This window comes from uncultured Pontibacter sp., assembly GCF_947495565.1.
Taxonomy (GTDB): domain Bacteria; phylum Bacteroidota; class Bacteroidia; order Cytophagales; family Hymenobacteraceae; genus Pontibacter.
Window position 1 is genome coordinate 163,517 of the sequence record NZ_CANLZM010000012.1, and the last position, 23,471, is coordinate 186,987.

Here is a 23,471-nt window from a genome sequence, read left to right on the forward strand (position 1 = left end):
TTAACTCCTACCCCCCGATGCGAATCTTCCTGATAGGCATGATGGGCAGTGGCAAAACCACACTGGGGCGGCAGCTGGCGCAGCGGCTCGGCTATACTTTTATAGACCTTGACGAGTACCTTGTGCAGCAGCAGGGGCAAAGCGTAGCAGAAATTTTTGAGCGGCAGGGGCAGGAGTTCTTCAGAAAGTTAGAGCGGGAGGCGCTGGAAGAAGTGGCGCGGAAGTATGAAAAGGCTGTCATTTCTACCGGAGGAGGAGCGCCCTGCTTCTTTAATAACATCGGATTTATTAACCAGTTTGGGGTAAGTTTTTACCTGAAAGTGCCTGTTGACCAACTGGTGCATAGGTTGTTAGCGCAGGGGCAGGCAGAGCGCCCGTTGCTGGCTGGCAAGAACCCCGCAGAATTAAATTTATACCTTACCGAAACATTAGCCCATCGAAAGCAGTTCTACGAACGCGCGACCCATACTTTATCTGGGGCCAACGCCACAACCGAAACCTTTTTGCGCCTGCTCAACCTATAGCAGACACACCTCGTTAATAGCAATACGACCGGCTGCTAAATGTGGCCTGAATTTAAAATTTAAGTAGTTTTGCAGCGTTAACCGATACAGCAAAATCTAACTATGAAACCTAATCACAAAGGAAGCGCACAGCTTTTTAAAAATCCGATTCTGGAGAAGATGACCAGAACGCACATCGCCCTGCCTATCTCAATTTTTCTGATCATAGCTACGGGGCTGGTTTATTATGGTATAACTAATGGATTTATCAATATATTGGAAGCCATTGGGTTCTTTTTCCTAGGCTGGTTTATTTTTACGCTGATGGAGTACCTGGCGCACCGTTACGTATTCCATATGGATACCAATACGCCGTTTAAGGCGCGCTTGCAGTATCTGTTTCACGGAAACCACCACGAGTATCCTAAAGACAAAAAGCGCCTGGCTATGCCGCCGGTGGTAAGTATACTTTACGCTTCCGCCTTTTTCTTTATCTTTAAGATAGTCTTTGGCACGTTTGTGTTTGGGGTGGTAGCCGGAATGTTATTTGGCTATGCCATGTATCTTGGGGTGCATTACATAGTGCATGCCTATCCGCCGCCCAAAAGTTTCCTGAAGCAGCTTTGGATCAACCACAGTATCCACCACTATAAAGACCATGACAAAGCCTTTGGCGTGTCTTCACCGCTATGGGATTATATACTGGGCACTATGCCGAAACGAAATAAATAGTTTATCGAAAGTATAATACATAAAAAAAAGGAGCCTTAAGGGCTCCTTTTTCATTTCGTTTATCTTCTAAACTTTCGGAAAAGCCAGGAGATCAGCAGTACGATCAGCACAATAATAATCAGGGCTGTCCACATGCCGGCCTCAAAAATATCTCCTACCAGCTCGCAGCTACTCATGGTAAAGGTTAGCAGCACGAGCACTGCCATCAGAAACGGTTTTATATTTTTCATAGTTTTATACTTTAGTTATTGCGCTAGCTATAAGTAAGTATGGCAAAAGAGCTAACCAACGCTAAACATGATGATATTGCCATTTGTATGTACTGATATGGCGCTTAAAAGTTTAGCAGCGCGAATAAAGCCATTGCTTTACATAGGCAGTTTTGATGAAACTTTATATCTGGAACAGGAGATTTTATCGATAAACAGGCTGATAGACTGGCGCCTCAGAATGCCAAAACGAACTAGCTCATGATGCCCCTTCAAGTGAAATACTGTGATTTCATTAGCTAGCGTGGCTTTAAGTATAAATATAGCCTCCAAATAGAATTGTTCTGATTGCTTCGAGCCTATTGACAGCCAGGTACAAGAACCATAAAGAAGCCAAGTAGCAAAAAAAGTCGCTCCTCTTTAACAAGGAGCGACTTTTTGCCGCTGTAGCCTATTTGATCTAGGCAACAACGATTTATACTTTTATCAATGCTCAAGCTCACTTCAGTTAACCCGCTTTCCGCCCTATGCTCATACAACTCAATTGATTGTGCCAGGATAGAAAACGTCTAACTGTGCAGCGGTTACTTCTTTGGCAAGAGGGGCTGCCTTGCCAACTGATCCTTTCAGACCTATACTTGTTGTGCTTATAGTTAGTATTGAAGTAAGCATTAATTTATTGATGTAGTGATTATTATCAGGAAACAATAAACGGCTTTACAATATCCAGCACCATTTCCATCGACAACGGCTCGTCCCAAGCCTCCCGAACAGCCATCACCGGCACTGTTGTCACGTCAGTAACCTCTACTCCTGCGTGCTTGGTGTTTTTCTCGCCGGCGTATACTGCGCTGCTGGCCATCATGAACGTTCCTCCAAATCCATCAATGCCGTCGTAATCTTCGTCTGTTATCCAGCCCTTGCGGCCACGGATGCGCCTTACCTGCGAAGCATGGCGAGCTTCCACCGCATGTATCTGTAAGGCAACCTTCAGCAAATCGTCGTTCTCAATCAGGTTCGGAGCCTGGCCTTTATAAGCCCTTACACCCGTATCCTCGAAGGCCTGTGAAAGAGCCAGGAAGAGTTGATAGTTGCCGAATGGGCTCGGGAAAACTCCTCCTGCCGTATAATCGAACTTACTTGGCACATCACCCAGGCTGCCGCCTAAAGATTGGATAGTAGCCTCCAGCAGTTCCACATGGATGCGCTCGTGCTCACGAATAGAAATAAAGACATTCTGGTGCGCGTTGCTTATAATACCTGAGTTTACACCCTGGATGTAGAACTGGTACTCCAGCCTCTCTAAGGCTAAGGCAAACTTAAGCACACCTACTACATCACTGCTTTTTGCAAAAGCCATTTTCGGCATCATAGTGAAGGCCGCCACTGGCAATGAAGCAAGCGCCACTTTTTTGGTTAGGCTTCCCATTTTCCGGAATGCCTCTTTTCTGGACATGTAGATGTCCACTTCCTCTTCTGACTTATTTTCTATGTTAAAAGAGTTAAATAGCTTTATGAAATCCATAATATGTCCTCCTCTTAAGATTTAGGTAAATTGCTCGCATCAATCTCTGTCACGATAAATGGAGATGCCATTTGAAGCACCTGCGATGGTGGCAGGGCCTCCTCCAGCCCGTCGTTTATAAAGTCTACGAAGGCTTCGTTCGGGGCAATCAAGTCAAAAATGGCTTCGGCGTGCCGCGCCTCCACAGAAACGATTTTGCCTGCTACCACCAGTAAATCTGAGCTTTTAAGAAGCGGACCTGCTCCGTTATAAGCGGCTACGCCAAGGTCTTCAAAGGTTTTAGCCGTCTGCAGCACACTTTCTCTGCTACTAAAGTCAACCGAGCTGAAGTCAAATTCTAATTTGCCGATAGCCTTATTACCCAAGGCAGCCTCGTAAAATTCGCGGTGGGCCACCTCGTGTTGTCGCAGGTCGTCCAGTACCCTTATCTCCTCAAGAGAGGCGCCCGAGTAAAAGCCACGCAATGCTACCTTAGTATAAAAAGCTGCTTCTAACTGTTCCAGGGCATAAGCATAGTTGAGGATGCCAATATCACCGCTGCCTAAATTCACCTTATCAGGGAAATTGGGGTTTTTAGGTGGGATATAATCCTCTAACATCTCGCAGCCGGAGAGCAGAATAGCGGATGTGGCCAGTGCGGCCCCGCTGTACTGTAGAAAGGACCTGCGGGAGGAGTTGTGTCCCCCTTCAGGATTGAAGCCCCTTCTTTTCAAATTGACAAAATTTGACATATTAAGCTGTTTTAATTGTGAATAAAATAATTGTTTACATAATAATATTGATAAGTTAGCCTCTTGGAGCAGCATGAAACTCTTAAACTTTAAATGCCCAATTATCGCATTTAAGGTTTATGTTAATTCAGGCAAGTCTTTACAGTTTCATTGCTTTAGCTGCCGGATGTATAAGTGTTTTAAATATAAAATGCTGATTTTTACTGTGTTGCAGCATACATACGCCTCAGCTGCTGTAGAATTGGAGTGAGTAAACCAAACAAGCTGTTAATGTTGTATTTTTGTAAGTGAACACTTGTTTTTTCTTAGAGAAAGGCAAATCCACCTTTTCAAAGGGCAGGATTGTGTAAAATTTTGCTCTCAATTATAAGAGTAAACCAACTTGAGAATTTTTGATGTTACTCTTGCATTTTGAGTAACTTAAAACGGGTATAAGAAACGCCAAAATTTCCGCCTTTAGTAAAGGCTTGGGAGGTACAAAGATGTTTTAATTCCCGAACCAATAAAGCTGAAAAAGAACTGTTCAACTTACCACGTTTATGCTGTCACACAAACATTTGATCTTCATGGAAGTGGCCAGGGTGCTGAGTTTTACAAAGGCTAGCGAGGCGCTTTTTATTAGCCAATCGGCCATTAGTAAGCAGGTAAAGAGGCTGGAGGAGTACTATAAAACGGGACTGTTTGAGAGGAGCGGCAACAGCATAAGCCTGACAGCAGCCGGAAAACTGCTGTACCAAAAGCTGCTGGAGGCAAAGCAGCTGCAGCAAGAGCTCCATCAGGAGTTCAGTGAGTTGAACGAGCACTTCTCGCCTCAGATAAGTATGGTTATCGGTGCAAGCACCACTATTTCCCTGTACATCTTGCCACCTGTTTTGTCGGCGTTTCTGCAGCAGAACCCCAACGCGCAGCTTACCCTGAAAAACCGCAACAGCGAGAACATCGTCAAGGCCTTACTGGAGCATGAGATAGATTTAGGTATTGTGGAAGGTGTTAATAAGTTGAGCAACGTAACGTATACTCCCTTTCTCACAGACGAGGTGATAGCGGTCTGCTCCTCCAAAAACCCCCTGAAAAAGCAGCAGCTGGAACTGAAAGATCTTTATGATATACCACTTGCCCTTCGCGAGCCGGGTTCGGGTACGCTAGCGGTGCTGGCGGCGGCGCTCGAGAAAAAGAAAGTAAGGCTGCTTGACTTAACCATCAAAATCAGGTTGGGCGGTACTGAGGCGCTAAAGAATTTTGTGCGGGTAGATACCTGCCTTGCCTTTCTGCCGCGGCAGGCCGTGCTAAAGGAACTGGAGTCGGGTGAGTTGGTAGAGCTCCCTATAGAGGGGCTTACCGTTAAGAGGAACTTTAATTTTATCCAGCGAAAGGGCACCGAGAACAACTCTCCCTACAGAGAATTCATGAGGTTCATGAAACAAAGGTATTCCAAAACGGAATAAGCTATTCCTTTTTTCCCTTTTGTTGGTTCATAGCAAATACTCTACTTGCCTAAGTAAAAGTATACCTGCTATAACATGAACACAGTAATCCATAATACTGCCACTGCAAGTCTGATCAATTCTTTAGAGTGCTCCTCCTGCGGCAAATCTTACTCAGCCTTTGAGTTTCATAAACTTTCCGCGTGCTGCCATATGCCACTGCTGGCAAACTATGATCTTAAAGAGCCGCTCGATAAAGCAACACTTTATAGCCGCCCTGGCACAATGTGGCGTTACCGAGAGCTGCTGCCTGTGCTCGGGGAAGAAAACATTGTGAGCCTTGGCGAAGGTTTCACTCCTATTCTCTCTCTCCAGGCGCTAGCCGGCAAGTATGGCTTTAAGGAGCTGCTGTTGAAAGACGAAGGCCAAAATCCTACCGGCTCCTTTAAGGCGCGCGGCTTGAGCATGGCCGTTTCTAAAGCCAAGGAGTTTGGGCAGGAAGGCTGTATAATTCCAACTGCCGGTAACGCGGGTGTGGCGCTGGCGGCCTACTGCGCCCGGGCAGGGATGAAGGCTGTAGTAGTAATGCCGCGGCACACGCCAAAGGCCTTCAGGGAAGAATGTTTGTGGTATGGGGCAGAGGTGCACCTCGTAGATGGTCTGATAAACGACTGTGCCGCCAAAGCAGGAGAGCTAAACGCCGATGGCTTTTTGCTGGATGTGTCTACCCTGAAAGAGCCTTACAGGTTGGAAGGCAAGAAAACAATGGGGTACGAAATAACCGAACAGCTCGACTGGCAGCTGCCTGATGTTATACTTTATCCTGCCGGCGGCGGCACGGGCCTTATCGGTATCTGGAAAGCTTTCCGTGAGTTGAAGGCCATTGGCTGGCTCCCGGCAGAAGCCAAGCTGCCGAGAATGGTTGCGGTGCAGGCTGAAAACTGCAAGCCTTTGGTTGAGACTTTTTTTGGGCGGCAGCAAAGCGCACGAGATTATGTGGGTAAACCTACCATCGCCAACGGTCTTGCCGTACCCAGGCCAATAGGAGAACAGCTCATGCTAAAGACGCTCTCTCAGTCGGAGGGAACAGCTATTAGTATAACGGAGGAGGAAATGGTGCTCGGTATGCAGGAGCTAGGCAAGTCAGAGGGTTTTTTTGTTGCCCCAGAGGGAGCCGCCCTGTGGATAGTCGCACGTAAGATGCTGGCCTCTGGCTACATTCTTCCGCAAGAGCAGGTGCTGTTGCTCAACACTGGCTCAGGGCAAAAGTATATGGATAATGTAGAAGGCAAATATAAAGTATAATATACACAGCTGTTACTATGCAGTAATGTAGAAGTAACCAAATGCTTCTTTTCCTGAGTTCCTTTCGGAGGAACAGCTCCAGAGGCTGAATCTCCGAGAGGAACTTTTTTAATATGTAGGAAGGGAGGCGGTGTAAGATTCTAGTGCTTGCTACATTAGTGGCTTCTACAGTTTACTCGGGGCAGTTTGCGGGATACATTGGCTGGTTTTCAATTTCCTGAAGGCATCATGCATGCTAGGATATACAGGTAGGTATAAAACAAAAAAGCCACTCATTGCTGAGTGGCTTTTGCTCCCCCTCCTGGGCTCGAACCAGGGACCCCCTGATTAACAGTCAGGTGCTCTAACCGACTGAGCTAAGGAGGAATATCGACGTTATCAGTGGCGTTATTACCGCCGTTTGATGATGCAATATTACGGCAGTAAAGCTTAATACGCAAGTGTGGCCTCAAAAAAATCTTTAAAAAAGGTATAATTTGCTGTAAATCAACCTGAAAAATTTAATTAGAAACATAGAGCGTAGAAGCTACAAGCGATGTTGTATACTTTCTAAGCGCATTAATAGCCGGACCGCCTATTACCTGGCCTTGCATATTAAACTGAGATCCGCAGCAGGGGTCGGTAATGTACAGCCTCGATGGATCAACCTCCAACACACAATCATTTGTTGGGTCGTAAGTGCAGGTGCGCTCAAAAGCGAAGTAGCTGCCGGCATTCTGCCGCACCACAACAATGCCTTTGTAGCCTTCGGGCAGGTAAGCATAGCCTCCATCCTGGCGCAGGTCAGGGTAAAGTTGGCTACTAACATTTAGCTGCGTGTTTACCGGCACATTTGGTATAATAGGGTTGTTACTGCTGTCTTTGCTGCAGGAACTGACAAGTATGGCCAGCAAAGGCAGCAGTAGCAACAGCTTACTTTTCATAAGTATAAAAGCCTTTTCCGGTTTTGCGGCCGTGGTACCCGGCATCCACTTTCTGCTGCTGTATACGGCTTGGTCTGAATTTAGCGTCATAATGAAAAGCCTCGAACATGGAGGTGGTTACGGAATAATTGGTATCAACACCAATTAGGTCCATGAGTTCAAAAGGTCCCATTTTAAAGCCGCTGGCCTGCATGAGTTTGTCTATGGTTTCTACATCTGCAACGCCTTCTTCCAGCAGTTTCAGGCCCTCCACGTAAAAATGACGCGCTACCCGGTTCACGATAAAGCCCGGCGAGTCTTTGGCCATTACGGCAGTCTTGCCCAGCTTTTCGGCAAGCTGTTTTATAGTTTCAGCGGTTTCATGCGAGGTAGCAGCACCAGAGATCACCTCCACCAGCTTCATGATGTGGGCCGGGTTAAAAAAGTGCATGCCCACCACACGCTCCGGATGAGGTACGGCAGCGGCAACCTGGGTGATTGGTATAGAGGACGTGTTGGAAGCAAGTATAGTATCGGGCGTGTTAATACTGGCCAGTTCCTGAAAGATGCTTTGCTTCACCTCCAGCCGCTCTACCACCGCCTCAATAATCACATCGCAGCTTAGCTGAAGGGTATCGCCGGTATAGTTTAGGTTAACCAGGGTCGCTTTTTTATCGGCTTCGGTCAACTTGCCACGTTCTATGCCTTTGTCCAAGTTCTTTACCGTGGTCTGCTGCGCCTTTTCCAGTACCTGTGCGTTAATATCGAACAGGATGGTTTTATACCCTGCCTGCGCACAGATCTGGGCAATGCCCTGGCCCATGGTTCCGGCCCCAACTATACCTATGGTTTTGATATCCTCCAGCTTCATAATTTTAATTGCTATATGGTTGGATTGTTAAATTGTTGTTCTGATTAATCAACGTCAGCTTTTATACTTTTAGCTTAAGCTTCCTTTATCAAAAGAGTCTCTCGAGATCAAATAAAAGCTTAAGTATACTACCTGCGAAGCTCAACAACCAGCAATTTAACAATCAACAATTAATTAAATAACCCCTTCAAACTGGCGCAGGAAGCGCACATCGTTCTCGGTGAAGAGGCGCAGGTCTTTTATCTGGTACTTCAGCATAGTTATACGCTCGATGCCCATACCAAAGGCGAAACCAGAGTATACTTCCGGGTCAATGCCGGAGCTTTGCAGCACAGCAGGGTCTACCATGCCGGAACCGCCAATCTCTACCCAGCCAGAGCCTTTGCAAATGTTGCAGCCCTCGCCTTTGCAGATAAAGCAGGTAATATCGATCTCGGCGCTTGGCTCTGTAAAAGGGAAAAACGACGGGCGGAAACGGATCTGCGTGTCTTGCCCGAACATCTCTTTGGCAAAGTAATACAGAGTCTCTTTCAGGTCTTTAAAGCTAACGCCTTTGTTTACGTAAAGCCCTTCTACCTGATGGAACACCATGTGTGCGCGCGCCGAGATTGCCTCATTGCGGTACACGCGGCCTGGCATAATGCTGCGCAGCGGCGGTTGGTTGTTCTCCATCAGGCGCACTTGCACTGTGGAAGTATGGGTGCGCAGCAGTCGCTCCTTATCTTCGCTCAGGAAAAAAGTATCCTGCATTTCGCGGGCCGGGTGGTTCTCCGGGAAGTTCAGGGCAGAGAAGTTGTGCCAGTCATCTTCCATCTCCGGGCCTTCGGATACGTTAAAGCCGATGCGCTCAAAAATACGCACAATCTCCTGGCGCACCAGCGAGAGCGGATGGCGTGTGCCCAGCGTGTTCGGAATAGTTGGCAACGTAAAATCGAAGCCTGTATCGCCTGAGTTGTCCGTGGCGCTGGCAAGCTGCTCCTGTGCCTGGTCGAAACGCTCCTGGGCACGGTTTTTCAGCGTGTTCAGCTGCTGGCCTACCTCGCGGCGCTGCTCCGGCGCGACTTCTTTCAGGTTGTTGAAAAGGTCTGCAATGCGGCCCTTGCGGCCTATATACGCAATACGGAATTGCTCCAGCTCGGCAGCGTTGCTTAGCGCAGCCGACTCTATCTCTTGTGCTACTTGTTGTATGTTCTCCACCATAATATGCAAAGATAAATAATTTGGCGTGTTCTGGCTCTATTTAGGTAATTCTGAGTTGGTACGCAAGTTAGGGGGAGGAAGTATACTTTGTAACTGTCTGAATCAGGATTTACAGGATGTTTGGATACACAGGATTCTCTGCAGGCCAAGGTCCAATAACTTCTTTCCTTCAAAGAGAGACTTTGGAAAGCTCCGTCAGCTGTATTATCCAACCACCCCTAACCCCTCCTTGTCTAAGGCGGGGGATTCTGTTGAAGCTCCGTCAGTGGTGGCTATCGAATCTGATCCTAGTCTTTCCGTGGGGGTAGGGGCCCTCGAAAAGGAGCGCCTATGGAGTTTTTCCGGTGACGAACGCAGTGAGGCAGCCCGAGGCACGAGGAGAGGGCCCCTACCCCCACCTAGAGGGAGCCAAAGCCAGAGGTGAAACAAGCGGTTTATGAAGCCGAGGATCAGCAGCAGCTAGTAAGTATAGCTTATTCCAAGTTGCCGGAAGCAGCGGCTAAGCAAGACAAAATACAGTCAGTAAAACTATACGCTACCATCGGTAAATTGCAGAACCACTATATACTTCGTAGTTTACCGACGCAAGCCTGCAGCTTACCGACTTCTCTGCCGGCCCTGCCTATTGCCCCTAGACACGCAGGCTTATATACAGTACCTTTATATCATAAACTTAAGAAAAGGAACTATGGAAAACAGGAATCAAACACCAAGCAGCAACTACGGTAACAACTGGCCGAATAACCGAGGAAGAGGCACCAGCGGGAAAGTATTGGCAGGCTTGCTGCTGATTGCAGTGGGTGTGGTTATACTTGCCTCAAAACTCAACATTTTCTTTCTGCCTTACTGGGTCTTCTCATGGCAGATGCTCCTGATTGTAATTGGCCTTTTCATCGGCTTTCGGCATAATTTCCGTAAGTCGGGTTGGTTAGTACTCGTACTCATCGGCTCCGTATTCCTGATCAACGACCTGTTTACAGGTTTCAACATCCGGGTATATTTTTGGCCGATCCTGCTGATTGGAATTGGCTTATGGGTCATGCTGAAGCCGCGTAACCGCCAGGATCATCGCTTTAACCAACCAGAGCCGGACAGAAACGAGGCAGACAGAAAACAGCATGCGTATACCCACAGCGCCGAAAGTGCCGAGCAAGAGCCAGACAACAGAAGCAACAGCTACTACTCCACCGAAGATATTGTAGACGCTACTGCCATACTTGGAGGCATCAAAAAGAATATCATCTCTAAAAACTTTTTGGGAGGCGAAGTGGTGAGTGTGTTCGGCGGCACCGAGCTAAACCTGAGCCAGGCTGATATACAGCATCCTGTTGTTTTGGAGGCAACACAAATCTTCGGCGGAACCACGCTCATTATTCCGCCGCACTGGCAGGTAAAATCTGAAATGGTAGCCATTCTGGGTGGCATCGAGGATAAACGCCCCATGCTGACTGATGGCTATGACCTGAATAAAGTGCTGATTATAAAAGGCACCACCCTTTTCGGAGGCCTCAACATCAAAAGCTACTAAAGTAAAGCTGTTCGATGCCTCACTCCATAATCAGTAAGGACTGACGGTGTAGCATCTCTACAACTCTTTAATTCCTAAACTCTCTAACTCCAAACCATGTCTCCGAGCCGGGTTATACTTGCTTATCTTGTCTGGGCGCTGCTGTGGGCGGCAGTGCAGGCAGTGCTGCTGTGGTCGGTGGGGTTTAGCCTGAGGGTGGCCGCCACTGATGCGCTGCTCACCAACCTGCTGCTAACTGCCGGAGCTTACGCCATGGGCACAGGCCTGCGTTTCTATCAGCCAAGTATAAAAGAAGCAGCCTACCTGCTGGGTTGGAGCATGGGCCTGGCTGCGCTCAGCACAGTGGTTTTTTACTGGGTCACGACACGCGCCTCCCAGGGGGATGAAGTATACCTGGATTTTGTGGATGCCACGCTGGCGGTGCGTTTTGTATTTACATGGCTGATGGTGCTGCTGCTTTTGCTCCTGAGCTGGTTCTGGTTTTATACTTTGGAGCGGCAGCAGGACGAGCAGCGAAAGGCCGCCGCCGAGAAACTGGCCCGGGAGGCAGAGCTTCATACTTTGCGCCAGCAACTGCAGCCGCACTTCCTGTTTAACAGCCTCAACTCCATTTCGGCGCTGGTGGTGGCAAGGCCGGAGCAGGCTCGGAATATGATACAGCAGCTCTCAGACTTTCTGCGCGGCACCTTGCGCAAAGACAACCAGCAGCAGGTAAGCCTCGCCGACGAATTGCAGCACCTGGAGCTATACTTGGAAATTGAGAAAGTACGCTTCGGGCACCGCCTGCAAACTGCCATTAAAGTACAAGACGAAACTATGAACATGCGACTGCCTGCCCTGCTGCTGCAGCCCGTGGTAGAAAATGCCATTAAGTTTGGCCTCTACGACACCGTGGGCGACACCGTAATAAGTATAACAGCCACCGCCCAGGACCATCATCTGCTGCTGCAGGTGCAAAACCCTTACGATGCCGCCACTGCCCGCCCGCAGCGCGGCACCGGTTTCGGACTTAGCTCTGTGCAACGCCGCCTCTACCTGCTTTACGCCCGGCAGGACCTGCTGCAGACCCGCCAGCAGGAAGATCAGTTTATCACCAGCATCAAAATTCCTCAGAAAAATGATTAAATGTTTAGTTATAGACGATGAGCCGCTGGCCCGCACCATTGTGGTAGAGTACCTGCAAAAGCACCCGGAAATACAGGTAGTACAAGAGTGCGGTAATGGGTTTGAAGGCATAAAAGCTATACAGCAGCACCAGCCCGACCTGGTATTCCTGGATATACAGATGCCCAAGATAAATGGCTTTGAGATGCTGGAGCTGGTGGAGCAGGCACCGGGCGTTATCTTCACCACCGCCTTTGACGAGTATGCCCTCAAAGCTTTTGAAGCCAACGCCGTAGATTACCTGCTCAAGCCCTTCAGCCAGGAGCGCTTTGATGCCGCCGTAAAAAAGTGGCTGGAGAAGCGAAGTATAATCGCACCGGAAACCAACGCAGAAAGCCTGAGCGAAGTACCCGCCAAACAGCCCGAAGAGCAGCTGCGCATCGTAGTAAAGGCCGCCAACGACATCCGGATTATACCTGTTAAAGATGTTTTATACTTAGAAGCTTACGACGATTACGTAAAGGTGCACACAGCTGAAGGCCTTTTCCTAAAAAAGAAGACCATGAGCTACTATGAGCGGGTACTAGACCCGAAGCAGTTCGTGCGTGTGCACCGCTCCTACATTATCCCGCTTAGCCAACTTACCCGAATAGAACCATTGGAGAAAGACAGCCATGTGGCCCTGCTTAAAAGCGGGGTGCGTGTGCCCCTGAGCCGAAGCGGCTACAGCAAACTACGCACAGTGCTGGGTATTTAATAACATAAGCTTAACATTATAAATCTGCTGCGTTGCCTGCCAGCGTTGTCCTGAAGTATAGCCGCCCCTTGCTATACCAGTTGCAGACGTTAGTCGGCATAACACTGCTGTTGGTCAAAAATATAGTTTTCCTTACAACCAATTATCTTAATATAAGTGGTTGTAAATTAGCTACAAACAAACAGTATTGGCTTTGGTTTGTTGACCAATAATAAGGGTGGAAACTTTCAAAATGAAAAATGTTTCCATAGTTTTGCTCCTGATTTAGAATATGGAGACAGCAGAAAGAACCGAGATTCAGAGGAAGATATTACAGGGTGCCTTTAGCATGTTTTGTCAGCGAGGCATCAAGAGCGTGTCTATGGATGATATTGCCCAGCACCTGGCCATGTCGAAAAAAACGCTTTACAAGTGGTTTAAGAACAAAGACCAGGTAGTATACGACTCCACATCAGATTACCTGTACTGCATTCAGCACGATTGCGAAGGGTTTATTGAGCAGGCAACTAATGCCATTGATGAACTCTTCCAGATCATGAAGCTGACAAAGCAGGTGTTTTCTAAAATCCACCCTTCTATTTTCCATGATCTGCAGAAATACCACCGCGACAGCTGGGAGCTGTGGATGCGGCACAAGAACAGCTTTATGCTGGAAAAAGTGAAAGGGAATATTGTGCGGGGCATGCAGGAAGGTCTGTTTCGGCAGGATTTGGATGTAGAGGTAATGGCACGTATGCGTCTGGCTATACTGGAGCTGCCATTTAACGCGGAGGTTTTTCCGCCGCACGACTTTGATATCAAGCAGGTGCAGCTGGCGGTGTTGGAGCATTACATGCTCGGCATGGCCACTTTAAAAGGGCACAAGCTGATAAACGAGTACAAGCAAATAACTGAAGAGGAATAATCACTACCCAACTACTACCAAGCAAAATAAATTATGAAAAAACAGATTAGCCTGCTAATAGCCATACTTACCTTTTGCGGTACAAGCTATGCGCAGGGGCAGCAGGAGGCGATGCGCTTCAGCCTGCAGGAAAGTATAGATTACGCCCTGCAGCACCGCGCCAGCCTGCAGGCCACCCGCAACGAGGAGCGAAGCGCCAAAGCCAGGGTAGGCGAGATACGCGCCATGGGCCTGCCGCAGATAGACGCTACTTTGGATGCAGGTGATAACTTTGTACAACAGCAGAGCTTTTTGCCGGCAGAGTTTTTCAACGACCCTGACGACCCTAATTCGCCGCAGCCAGGTACTTTTGTGCCTGTTACTTTTACACCAGCTTATACCAGCAACGCCACTATTACGGCGAGCCAGCTGCTATTTGACGGCTCTTATCTGATTGGGCTGAAGGCGGCTAAAACCTATACAGAGCTATCGCGCAAAACCACTGCGCAGAGTGAGATTGAGGTGGCAGAGCAGGTGAGCAAAGCCTATTACGGCGTGTTGGTGAGTGGTGAGCAAATAGAGTTGCTGGAGCAAAACATCACACGCCTCGACACGCTGCTGTTTCAAACCCGCATTATGTTTGAAAACGGTGTGGCCGAGAAATTGGACGTAGACCGCCTGCGTGTGCAGCTGAATAACCTGAAAGTGGAGCAGCAGAAAACAGAGCGCCTGCTGCAGCTGAGCGAAAACCTGCTCAAGTTCCAGATGGGGTTGCCTCAGAAACAGCCTGTGCTGCTTACCGATAAGCTGGCTGAGGTAGACGTAGACATGAGCCAGCTGCATCCGCAAAACTTCAACTACAGCAACCGCATAGAGTATTCTCTCCTGGAAACACAGCAGAACCTTGCCGAACTGGACCTGCGCAACATAAACTCGGGTTATTTGCCAAAACTATACTTAAATGCGCGCTACGGTTATAACGCGGCCAGTAACGAGTTTAAAGAGATTACAACTACAAGCAATTACCTCGAATATGGTTTTGTTGGCGCACAGCTCAGAGTGCCGATTTTTGATGGTTTGCGCAAGCACTACCAGGTGCAGCAGGGTAAAATCAGGCTGGAAAACACAAAGCTGGGTTTCGAGACGCTGCGCCAAAGTATAGACCTGGAGCTGGAGCAGGCATCCACAGAACTCACGAACGCCCTGGATGTGCTGAAGGCGCAGCAGGAGAACCTGGCACTAGCCGAGGATATCGCTCGCGTGGCGAAGATCAAGTTTCAGGAGGGCGTAGGTACAAACCTGGAGGTGGTAACCGCCGAGACAGACCTGCGTCAGGCGCAGACTAACTACTACGCCGCCATGTACGATGCCCTCATTGCGAAGGTAAACCTGGAGAAAGCTACCGGGACACTACTGACAAAATAAAACTATCGAAAAACCAACCTTACTACTACCAACCATGAACCGAATCATAGCAATCGCATCCTTTGCATGTATACTTGGCTTGGCCTCTTGCGGCGGCGGCACCGATAAAAAGGCGCAACTGCAAAAGCTGAAGGAGCAGCAGGCAAGCCTACAGGAGCAGATAGAAGAACTGGAGGCCGAGCTGAAAGCTGAAGGCAAAACAGTAGCAGCGCAGCAGAAAACAGTGCCTGTGTCAGTAACGGCGCTGGAGCAGGATACCTTCCGGCATTACCTGGAGGTGCAGGGCCGCGTGGATTTTACACAGAACGTAATGGTGAGCGCCAAAGTGCCGGGTGTGCTTACAAGTATGCGCGTGGAGCGCGGCGATCGTGTAAGTAAAGGGCAAACCATGGCTACCATCGATGCGCAGGTGCTGCAACAGAACATAGCCGAAGTGAAAACCCGCCTCGACCTGGCAAACATTGCATTTGAGAAGCAGCAGAACCTCTGGAACCAAAAAATAGGAACAGAGATGCAGTACCTGACGGCCAAAAACAACAAGGAGGCACTGGAGCGTAACCTGGCAACCCTGCAGCAGCAGCGGGATCAGTACAATATCAAAGCACCTATCAGCGGGGTGGTAGATGAGGTAAAACCGAATGCCGGAGAAGCTGTGTCGCCGGGGGTGGGTATTATTCGGGTAGTTAACCTGCAGGACGGCAAAATAGTGGCCGAAGTATCGGAAGCTTACCAAAGCAAGATCAGCAAAGGCGACAAGGCCGTGGTGTACTTCCCGGACCTGAAGAAAGAGGTGACAACAAATGTAGAAGTGGTAAGCAACTTCATTGACCCAACTAGCCGCACCTTTACCGTAGAGCTGCGCCTGCAGAACGGCAGCGACATTACACTTCGCCCAAACATGGTGGCTGTAGTCCGCATCCAAGACTATGAAAATAAAGGCGTAGTGACCTTGCCGGTAAACCTGGTGCAGAAAGACGAGAAATCCAGCTATGTGTATGTTGCCCAGAAAAAAGGAAACGCCTATGTGGCCACGCGCAAGGAAATAGAGACAGGCATGAACTATGGGGGCACGGTGGAGGTGCTCAGCGGTTTGGCTGCAAATGATAAAGTGATTACAGCAGGCTACCAGAGCGTGAACGAGGGGCAGCCGGTGGTGTTTGCGGAAAGCAGCCTGACCCAGAAGTAATACCTTAAAGTATAAAACTATGAAACAGTTTAAGCCAACCAGTTGGTCGATCGATAACAAGACCAGTATCTATATCATCACCATCATCATTACGCTGGCGGGTATTTTCTCCTACATCAACCTGCAGAAAGAGAACTTCCCGGACATCGTAATCCCGACGATGTTTGTGAGCACCATTTACCAGGGTACCTCGCCCTCGGATATGGAGAGCCTGGTAACGCGGCCTATAGAGAAAGAGATCAAAGCAATTTCGGGTGTCAAGAAAGTTACCTCCAACTCCATTCAGGACTTCTCTATGGTGGTGGTGGAGTTTAACACAGATGTGGAAGTAGCGGATGCAAAGCAGCAGGTAAAAGACGCCGTGGACAAAGCGCGCACCGACCTGCCTACCGACTTAACAAGAGAGCCGGATGTGCAGGAAGTAAACTTCTCGGAGTTTCCGATCATGTACGTGAACGTGTCGGGTAATTATAGCCTGGACCAGCTGAAGAATTACGCCGAGGAGTTGCAGGATCGCTTTGAAGCCTTCCCGGAGATTACGCGTGTGGATATGGTGGGCGCTCTGGATAAAGAGGTACAGGTAAACGTAGACCTCTACAAAATGCAGGCTGCCCAGGTTACCTTCAACGACATTTCGACAGCCATTGCCCGCGAGAACATGACCATTTCGGGGGGTAACGTAACGGTAGGCGAGGCTAAGCGCTCGGTACGTGTGGCAGGCCAGTATACTGACCCTGAGAAAATCGGCGATATTGTGCTGCAATCCTTGGGCGGTGCCAATATAAAGCTAAGAGACATTGCAGAAGTGAAGGAGGGGTTTGAGGAGCAGGAGAGCTATGCGCGCTTAGGCAACGAGCCGGTTATCACACTTAACGTCATCAAGCGCAGCGGCGAAAACCTGATTGAAGCCTCCGATAAAGTACGTGAGACAATAGAAGAGATGCAGGGCGCTGCATTGCCATCTGATCTCAACGTTACCGTCACCGGCGACCAGTCCAAGCAAACGCGCCATACTTTGAACGACCTGCTTAATACTATCATCATCGGGTTTGTGCTGGTAACCATTATCCTGATGTTCTTTATGGGTACCACTAACGCTATTTTCGTAGGTCTGTCGGTGCCGATTTCCATGTTCCTGGCTTTTATTTTGATGCCGACTTTTGGCTTTTCGCTGAACATGATCGTGCTGTTTTCCTTCCTGCTGGCTTTAGGTATTGTGGTGGATGATGCCATTGTGGTGATCGAAAACACGCACCGCATCTACCATACTACCAACCTAAATGTAACAAAGTCGGCAAAGGCGGCTGCGGGTGAGGTGTTTGTGCCTGTGTTAGCCGGTACGCTTACCACCGTGGCACCGTTTCTGCCACTGGCTTTTTGGCCAGGTATTGTGGGTAAGTTCATGTTCTTCCTGCCGATCACGCTCATCGTTACGCTGATGTCGTCGCTTTTAGTGGCCTTTGTAATTAACCCTGTTTTTGCTGTGTCTTTCATGAAGAAGCACGATGCGGAGGAGACATCGGCAAGGGGCGGCAAGGTTTTCTGGATACTGGTTGGCCTAGCCCTTTTAGTGGCAATAATCGGTTACATAGCCGGTTGGTACGGTACTGCTAACCTGGCTGTGCTGCTGGTGGCACTGGTGCTGCTGAACAAATTTGTGCTCAATAGCTTAATCGCCAGCTTTCAGGGTAGTGTGTTACCGCGCTTTATGTCGGGTTACGAGCGGCTGCTGCGCTGGATGTTGGTGGGCTGGCGACCGGTTTGGGTGTTTGCGAGCATTATTGTTCTGCTAATTTTTTCAGTTGTGCTTACAGCGCTGCGTCCGCCAAAAGTAGAGTTCTTTCCGAGCGGCGACCCGAACTTCGTTTATACTTACATCAACATGCCAATCGGTACCGACCAGGCTGTAACTGACTCTGTTACAAAATTGGTAGAGAGACGCATCTACAGTGTTATCGGGCAAGATAATCCAGATGTAGAGTCCGTTATCTCCAACGTGGCCATCGGCGCCGGCGATCAGAACGACCGCTCCACCACAGCACAATCTCATAAAGGAAAGGTTACCGTAGCCTTTGTTGAGTATAAAGACCGTGAAACAGAAGAATCGACTGCGGATTACCTGACCGGTATACGGGAGGCTGTAAAAGGCATACCGGGGGCAGATATCACCGTGGACAAGGAGCAAGGTGGCCCGCCAGTGGGCAAACCGATTTCCATTGAGGTGGCCGGAGAGGATTTTGAAGGCCTGATTGCGCTTTCTAAGCAGGTGGAGCAGTACTTAGACCAGCAGAACATTGGCGGTATAGAAGAGCTGCGCTCTGACCTGGAAGACAGCAAACCGGAGATTGTAGTGAACATTGACCGGGAGCGGGCTAACCGCGAAGGCATCAGCACAGGCCAGATTGGGCAGGAGGTACGTACGGCTATTTTCGGTACGGAGGCTTCTAAGTTTAAGCTGGATGAGGAAGAGTACCCGATACAGGTGCGCTACGCAGAGCCTTACCGCGATAATATAGATGCCCTGATGGATATGCGTATCACCTACCGCGACATGAACTCTGGCCTGATCCGTCAGATTCCGCTTTCGTCGGTGGCTACGCTGGAGTACTCTAACACGTACGGCGGCATTAAGCGCAAAAACTTAAAGCGTGTGGTAACCCTAGAGTCTAACGTGCTAGACGGCTACAACGCCAACGAGGTGGTGCAGCAGATACAGCAATCGTTGAACAACTTTGAAACACCGGAGGGCTACGAGATAAGTATGGGCGGTGAGCAGGAGGAGCAGCAGGAGACAGGTGCTTTCTTACTGATTGCGCTGGTAGCGGCTTTTTGCATCATCTTCCTGATTCTGGTAACACAGTTTAACTCCGTGTCGAAACCATTCATCATCCTGTCGGAGGTGCTGTTCTCGATTATCGGTGTGCTGCTGGGCTTCTCCATTTTCGGTATGGATGTCTCGATTGTGATGACGGGTGTAGGGATAGTGGCGCTGGCCGGTATTGTGGTGAAAAACGGCATCCTGATTGTGGAGTTTACTGATATGCTGCTAGGTGAGGGCCGGGAATTGAAAGAAGCGATTGTGGAGGCCGGTAAAACGCGTCTGAACCCGGTGCTGCTTACCGCTACGGCAACTATACTTGGCCTTATTCCGCTGGCAATTGGGCTAAACCTTAACTTTTATACTTTGTTCACAGAGTTCGAAGCAGGTTTCTTCCTGGGTGGCGACAGTGTGGCATTTTGGGGACCGCTGGCCTGGACTATCATTTTTGGCCTGGGTTTTGCCACGCTGATCACGCTACTGGTTGTGCCGGTCATGTACCTGCTAAACGAGAGACTGAAAGATAAATTAATAGGAAAGAAAAAACGCGGCGCCCTGAAACTGCAACAGCAGGAGGAGCAGCGTGTGAACGGAAAAGTTAGAGAATACACATTATAACCCTATGCTTATAACAGATACCGCTATTGAGAAGGAGGTTATCCGTATCATTAGCAAAACCAAAGCTATAAAGACTGAGCGCCTGTGGGCAGAGCGAATGCTGCAGGACTTCGGTTTCGACACCGTAGACGTTGTGGACATCATCCTGGAGCTGGAGAAAAACTTCCAAATCACTATTCCGGATGAAGTGCCGATAGACACTGTGGGCGATTTTGTTGATTTTGTGGCAACGCACACTATTCGGAAAGTGAGCGAGTAACGCAGGATTTATACTTTAAAAGCAGAGGCCCCGGGACTTGGATCCGGGGCTTTTTTTATGGGTTGGATTAATATATGTTGGTGTATAAACTTTATTGATTGACATAGCCGCTGCTTGATTCACTTTGAACTAAGTTATACTTTTCTAGCTGCAACTCATCCTCGGCTTTACCACCTGCTTGTTTCAGTTTATACTTTGGCTCCCTCTAGGTGGGGGTAGGGGCCCTCTTTAAGGGAGGCCTCGCCTTCGGGCCTGGAGGGAGCTTTTCCTGCGGGGGTAAGGGCCCTCTCCTCGTGCCTCAGGCCGCCTCACTGCGTTCGTCACCGGAAAAACTCCAAAGGCGCTCTTTTTCGAGGCCCCCTACCCCCACCCAAGGGCTGGGTCAGATTCGATAGCCACCACTGACGGAGCTTCAACAGAATCCCCCGGTTTTGGGGGTAGGAGCCCTCTATAAAAGGGGAGGGCTGGGTGGGGTAAAATTCCCCGCCTTAGCCAAGGAGGGGTTAGGGGTGGTTGGATGATATAAACTGACAGAGCTTAAACCAAGTATCCCTTCGAAGGGGGCAGGGGTATAAAATCGTCTGCAGGTGCTCCCTTCCCTGTTTTTAAGGGAGAGCCGGGGCGGGGTAAATGAGGGTCAGTCAGGCTGGGTGCTACCAAAATACAGCTCAGGAAATCCGAATCAGCAGAGAAAATGACAGACCATACTTTAAAATCAAAAAGCGCTGCAGGTTTGCCCGCAACGCTTTTTGATTATTTATTTTACCTGCTTGGTTAGCTGCACTAACGATTGGTGAGTGGCGTTTTTAAGAGCAGTCTGGTAAGTCTTGACAACAGATTTTTCTAACGCATTGAGAGTGTTATACTCGTAAAACACTTCTGAATTGCTTTTCAGTATGTTTTGACCTTCTAATTCTTCCACTTCAAGCTCTACGGCAACTTGAGCATATTCTGTTGCCTGCTTCCAGTCCGCATAAATTTTGCAAGAGCCCTCAATCAGCCGGAGTGTTATTTTAGAAGGAGCGCCTTCTGGATTTTGTGTCTGCTTTATAAATTCTTTTAATTGGTGCTCATCATCTTCCGTAAAATCTGGGTTACCGGTTACCTCAAACTGCTTAGCCGAGATTACCGGTAGCTTCCAGTTCATGGGTAACTTATCAGTTCTGTGATCTTCAATGACCACCTCTTTTACTTGATATGGAATTACAATAGTTTGCTTAGTATAATCTTGGATAGCTGGCTGCTGGCTAATGCAAGACTGAACAAGCATGAGCAGAACAAAGGCAATTGGGAAAACCTTTTTCATTTTGATACTATAAACGCACAAGTACGGTGTAGCAGCAGCCGGAGCAGTTGCCATTTTGTTTTCAATTTAGGAAGTATAAAAAATCAGTTTAGTAAAGTAGTATAATAGGCAGATCTTTAGAAGATGGAGATTTTGTAAGCTTTCAGTTTTTTGTCGAGTGCTCTGGCGTCTCCGCAAACACTATCCAGCAGCGCCCAGAAGCGTGGGCCGTGGTTTTTTTCAACTGTGTGTGCCAGTTCGTGCAGAATGACGTAATCGCAGAGAGCGTCAGGCAGGCGCATCAGGTGCAGGTTCAGGTTGATGTTGTTGGTGTGCGAGCAGCTGCCCCAACGGCTTTTAGCGTTCTTGATGAACACGCTCTGGTACTCAAACCCAAACTTATCGGCGAAGTAGGCTACACGCTGCGGCAAGTGCTGCTTGGCCTCCTTGCGGTAAGCCTCCTCAATGGATTTGCGTATAAACTTCTGCACATCAGCGTCGCTGACATCTTTGAAAGCTGGGTAAAATACATTGATGTGGCCATTTTGAAGGACGCAGCGCATATCGTAGCGGGCATGGGTGAGCAGGCGTAGCGTGTGGTGCTTTGTGCTGAACTCACTGTTGTGGTCATACACGGTAACCTGCTGCTCTTGCTGCTGCATACGCGACTGATGCTCTTTGATCCAGTCGGCTTTGGTGTAAATGAGCTGTTCTGCTTTCTCAAAGCTGATATGCGGCGGCACTGCCACCCGCACGCCTTTTAAAGGGCGTACGCTGATACTCAGGCGTTTGGCTTTGTCACTCCGCTCAAACAGCACCTTTCCGATACCGTCGATATCTAAATTGACGGATGTAAGACGTAAGAATGATGAAGACACTGGCTAAAAGTTAAAAGTACAAATTCTTATAGCCAAAGATAGTTATTAATTTAATTAAAAAAAGCCTGAGAGATAAGCTTTTGTGGCTTTTTTATTAAATTCATGTATGGATATTGTGCTATATTACGGTAGATAAAGACAGTTGGCAAGGTCATTTAAGATAATAATCTATACTTGCCAAAGCTATATATAGTACAAAAGCAGAAGCGCCGACAATCCGTTTTACAGGCTGTCGGCGCTTCTGCTTTTCTGTGTTTAATAATTAGCGTACGTTACCGCCGGTTGGCAGGTCGTCGTTCGGGTTTTTAGGCTCGCGGCTGCTATCGGTGGTAGAGGCGCGGTTCGACTTTTCTCCGGATTCAGAGTTGTGGTCTGCGCTTGGGCTGTTTTGCTGTTTGCCCTGCTCTGGCTCTCCCTCCGCAGGAGCCGGGTCGTTGCGGTTTTTATCGCTTACATTGCGGTATTGCTCCCCGGTGTGTTTGTCCGGAATGCGGCCTGTTTTTAAATCTCCTTTAGCATCCTGTGCTGTTTTCTCCCAATCTTTTTTATTTGCTTCCATAGTTATCGTATTTAAAATCAATAGTTAATATTTGTTTCTGTCTGTATGTCGCCGGCGGAGCGGTCGCTATACTTAGGTGTGCCAAAAGACACATCAGAAGTATGCTGCTCAGCGCCATGCTGTGTTTCTTTAGTTTCCACTTTAACGGGGCGTGAAGCCTCCCACTCTTTAAACTTGTCGAGCTCTGATTTTATACTTGCCATGAACCAGGCCAGCAAACTGGCATCGTCCAGCAGGCCCACCACCGGAATTACGTCTGGTATTATATCTATTGGCATCAGGAAGTAAATCAGTACGGCCACGCCACCTACCAGTGTAGCGGTAGGTATGCCTTTGTACTCGCCGGTGCTTGCCGCCTTTAGCATGCGCGAAAGCAGCTGCAGGTTTTCCCATACTTCGCCGGCCAGTGCGCCTACACCTTTTTTAGCCGTGGCTTTTTTAAGCGTTGCCGTTATCAGTTTGGCCACCTCCGAAGGGTGCTTCAGGTAGGCTTCCGCTTTTTCTAAGATCTTCTTAAAAATGGGGCTTTCTGCCACCTTTTTGCCTTCTGGTCCTTTGCTCTCTGTCATTATTGTACGTGCTTATACTAATTGTGTTTGTGATAGCCTGGTCTGTGCCCTTGCCAATTTCGGTGCAATTTGCTTAAACAAACGGTAACCTTCCTATACTTGGTCTCTATAAAATTGTTATAGTTTAGAGGCTGTTTTGATTTTATTTTGATAATTTTTTAAGCATCAAGTGAATCATAGCCACTCGTATCATTGTCTCA

General features: G+C 48.5%; 22 protein-coding genes and 1 tRNA gene. 12 read left to right on the plus strand and 11 right to left on the minus strand.

All coding sequences use genetic code 11. From position 1 onward, the window contains the following. Positions 1-17: 17 nt before the first annotated feature. Both Q1B04_RS15495 and Q1B04_RS15500 read left to right on the plus strand, forming a co-directional pair. Complete coding sequence (locus Q1B04_RS15495) at positions 18-524, plus strand: shikimate kinase (protein ID WP_299760401.1); 507 nt, start codon at positions 18-20, stop codon at positions 522-524. Positions 525-626: 102 nt separating this feature from the next. Continuing rightward, a complete protein-coding gene (locus Q1B04_RS15500) occupies positions 627-1,235 on the plus strand; it encodes a sterol desaturase family protein (RefSeq protein ID WP_299760403.1) in 609 nt (202 codons plus the stop codon). 59 nt (positions 1,236-1,294) lie between these two features. Here Q1B04_RS15500 and Q1B04_RS15505 read toward each other — a convergent pair whose 3' ends face one another. From Q1B04_RS15505 to Q1B04_RS15515, 3 genes are all read right to left on the minus strand, one after another. Continuing rightward, a complete protein-coding gene (locus Q1B04_RS15505; protein WP_299760405.1) occupies positions 1,295-1,465 on the minus strand; it encodes a hypothetical protein in 171 nt (56 codons plus the stop codon). A gap of 676 nt (positions 1,466-2,141) precedes the next feature. Further along, positions 2,142-2,969, minus strand: coding sequence for a ferritin-like domain-containing protein (locus Q1B04_RS15510; RefSeq protein ID WP_299760407.1), 828 nt, complete (start codon positions 2,967-2,969; stop codon positions 2,142-2,144). A 14-nt stretch (positions 2,970-2,983) separates the two neighbouring features. After that, entirely contained in the window at positions 2,984-3,700 is a 717-nt protein-coding gene (locus Q1B04_RS15515) for a ferritin-like domain-containing protein (protein ID WP_299760409.1), read from the minus strand. 539 nt (positions 3,701-4,239) lie between these two features. Between Q1B04_RS15515 and Q1B04_RS15520 the strand changes: the two genes are divergently transcribed. Further along, a complete protein-coding gene (locus Q1B04_RS15520; protein WP_299760411.1) occupies positions 4,240-5,145 on the plus strand; it encodes a LysR family transcriptional regulator in 906 nt (301 codons plus the stop codon). Between the two features lie 75 nt (positions 5,146-5,220). Beyond that, positions 5,221-6,429 carry a threonine synthase gene (locus Q1B04_RS15525; RefSeq protein ID WP_299760413.1) on the plus strand — a complete coding sequence of 403 codons (1,209 nt, stop codon included), beginning with the start codon at positions 5,221-5,223 and terminating at the stop codon, positions 6,427-6,429. Positions 6,430-6,721: 292 nt separating this feature from the next. On the opposite strand, the gene Q1B04_RS15530 is transcribed toward Q1B04_RS15525, so the two are convergent. From Q1B04_RS15530 to pheS, 4 genes are all read right to left on the minus strand, one after another. Next, positions 6,722-6,795: transfer RNA gene (locus Q1B04_RS15530), tRNA-Asn, on the minus strand. A gap of 134 nt (positions 6,796-6,929) precedes the next feature. Then, positions 6,930-7,352, minus strand: a complete 423-nt coding sequence (locus Q1B04_RS15535; RefSeq protein ID WP_299760415.1) for a Rieske 2Fe-2S domain-containing protein — start codon at positions 7,350-7,352, stop codon at positions 6,930-6,932. Continuing rightward, entirely contained in the window at positions 7,342-8,202 is an 861-nt protein-coding gene (locus Q1B04_RS15540; protein ID WP_299760417.1) for a 3-hydroxyacyl-CoA dehydrogenase NAD-binding domain-containing protein, read from the minus strand. The genes Q1B04_RS15535 and Q1B04_RS15540 overlap by 11 nt, the downstream gene beginning before the upstream one ends. 174 nt (positions 8,203-8,376) lie before the next feature. After that, on the minus strand, positions 8,377-9,402 hold the full coding sequence (gene pheS, locus Q1B04_RS15545; RefSeq protein ID WP_299760419.1) for a phenylalanine--tRNA ligase subunit alpha: 1,026 nt from the start codon (positions 9,400-9,402) through the stop codon (positions 8,377-8,379). Between the two features lie 688 nt (positions 9,403-10,090). Between pheS and Q1B04_RS15550 the strand changes: the two genes are divergently transcribed. The 8 genes from Q1B04_RS15550 (at position 10,091) to Q1B04_RS15585 (ending at position 19,980) form a co-directional block, all read left to right on the plus strand. Then, positions 10,091-10,930: a DUF5668 domain-containing protein gene (locus tag Q1B04_RS15550; RefSeq protein WP_299760421.1), complete on the plus strand. Its 840-nt coding sequence runs from the start codon at positions 10,091-10,093 to the stop codon at positions 10,928-10,930. A 96-nt stretch (positions 10,931-11,026) separates the two neighbouring features. Next, a complete protein-coding gene (locus Q1B04_RS15555; RefSeq protein ID WP_299760423.1) occupies positions 11,027-12,055 on the plus strand; it encodes a histidine kinase in 1,029 nt (342 codons plus the stop codon). Continuing rightward, positions 12,048-12,791, plus strand: a complete 744-nt coding sequence (locus Q1B04_RS15560; protein ID WP_299760425.1) for a response regulator — start codon at positions 12,048-12,050, stop codon at positions 12,789-12,791. Before Q1B04_RS15555 ends, Q1B04_RS15560 begins: the two co-directional genes overlap by 8 nt. A 271-nt stretch (positions 12,792-13,062) precedes the next feature. Further along, positions 13,063-13,695 (plus strand): TetR/AcrR family transcriptional regulator, encoded by a 633-nt coding sequence (locus Q1B04_RS15565; protein WP_299760427.1) that lies wholly within the window; start codon positions 13,063-13,065, stop codon positions 13,693-13,695. A 33-nt stretch (positions 13,696-13,728) separates the two neighbouring features. Continuing rightward, positions 13,729-15,099, plus strand: a complete 1,371-nt coding sequence (locus tag Q1B04_RS15570; RefSeq protein ID WP_299760429.1) for a TolC family protein — start codon at positions 13,729-13,731, stop codon at positions 15,097-15,099. Positions 15,100-15,133: 34 nt separating this feature from the next. After that, positions 15,134-16,285 carry an efflux RND transporter periplasmic adaptor subunit gene (locus Q1B04_RS15575; RefSeq protein ID WP_299760431.1) on the plus strand — a complete coding sequence of 384 codons (1,152 nt, stop codon included), beginning with the start codon at positions 15,134-15,136 and terminating at the stop codon, positions 16,283-16,285. 19 nt (positions 16,286-16,304) lie between these two features. Next, positions 16,305-19,721, plus strand: a complete 3,417-nt coding sequence (locus Q1B04_RS15580; protein ID WP_299760433.1) for an efflux RND transporter permease subunit — start codon at positions 16,305-16,307, stop codon at positions 19,719-19,721. Between the two features lie 4 nt (positions 19,722-19,725). Then, entirely contained in the window at positions 19,726-19,980 is a 255-nt protein-coding gene (locus tag Q1B04_RS15585) for a phosphopantetheine-binding protein (protein WP_299760435.1), read from the plus strand. Positions 19,981-20,737: 757 nt separating this feature from the next. Here the strand turns inward: Q1B04_RS15585 and Q1B04_RS15590 are convergent. The 4 genes from Q1B04_RS15590 to Q1B04_RS15605 all read right to left on the minus strand — a co-directional run bounded on the left by Q1B04_RS15590 (position 20,738) and on the right by Q1B04_RS15605 (position 23,271). After that, a complete protein-coding gene (locus tag Q1B04_RS15590) occupies positions 20,738-21,286 on the minus strand; it encodes a hypothetical protein (RefSeq protein ID WP_299760437.1) in 549 nt (182 codons plus the stop codon). A gap of 116 nt (positions 21,287-21,402) precedes the next feature. Further along, positions 21,403-22,143 carry a SprT family zinc-dependent metalloprotease gene (locus tag Q1B04_RS15595; RefSeq protein ID WP_299760439.1) on the minus strand — a complete coding sequence of 247 codons (741 nt, stop codon included), beginning with the start codon at positions 22,141-22,143 and terminating at the stop codon, positions 21,403-21,405. A gap of 262 nt (positions 22,144-22,405) precedes the next feature. Next, positions 22,406-22,702: a hypothetical protein gene (locus Q1B04_RS15600; RefSeq protein ID WP_299760441.1), complete on the minus strand. Its 297-nt coding sequence runs from the start codon at positions 22,700-22,702 to the stop codon at positions 22,406-22,408. A 17-nt stretch (positions 22,703-22,719) separates the two neighbouring features. Continuing rightward, positions 22,720-23,271 (minus strand): YkvA family protein, encoded by a 552-nt coding sequence (locus Q1B04_RS15605; protein ID WP_299760443.1) that lies wholly within the window; start codon positions 23,269-23,271, stop codon positions 22,720-22,722. Positions 23,272-23,471: the final 200 nt, after the last annotated feature.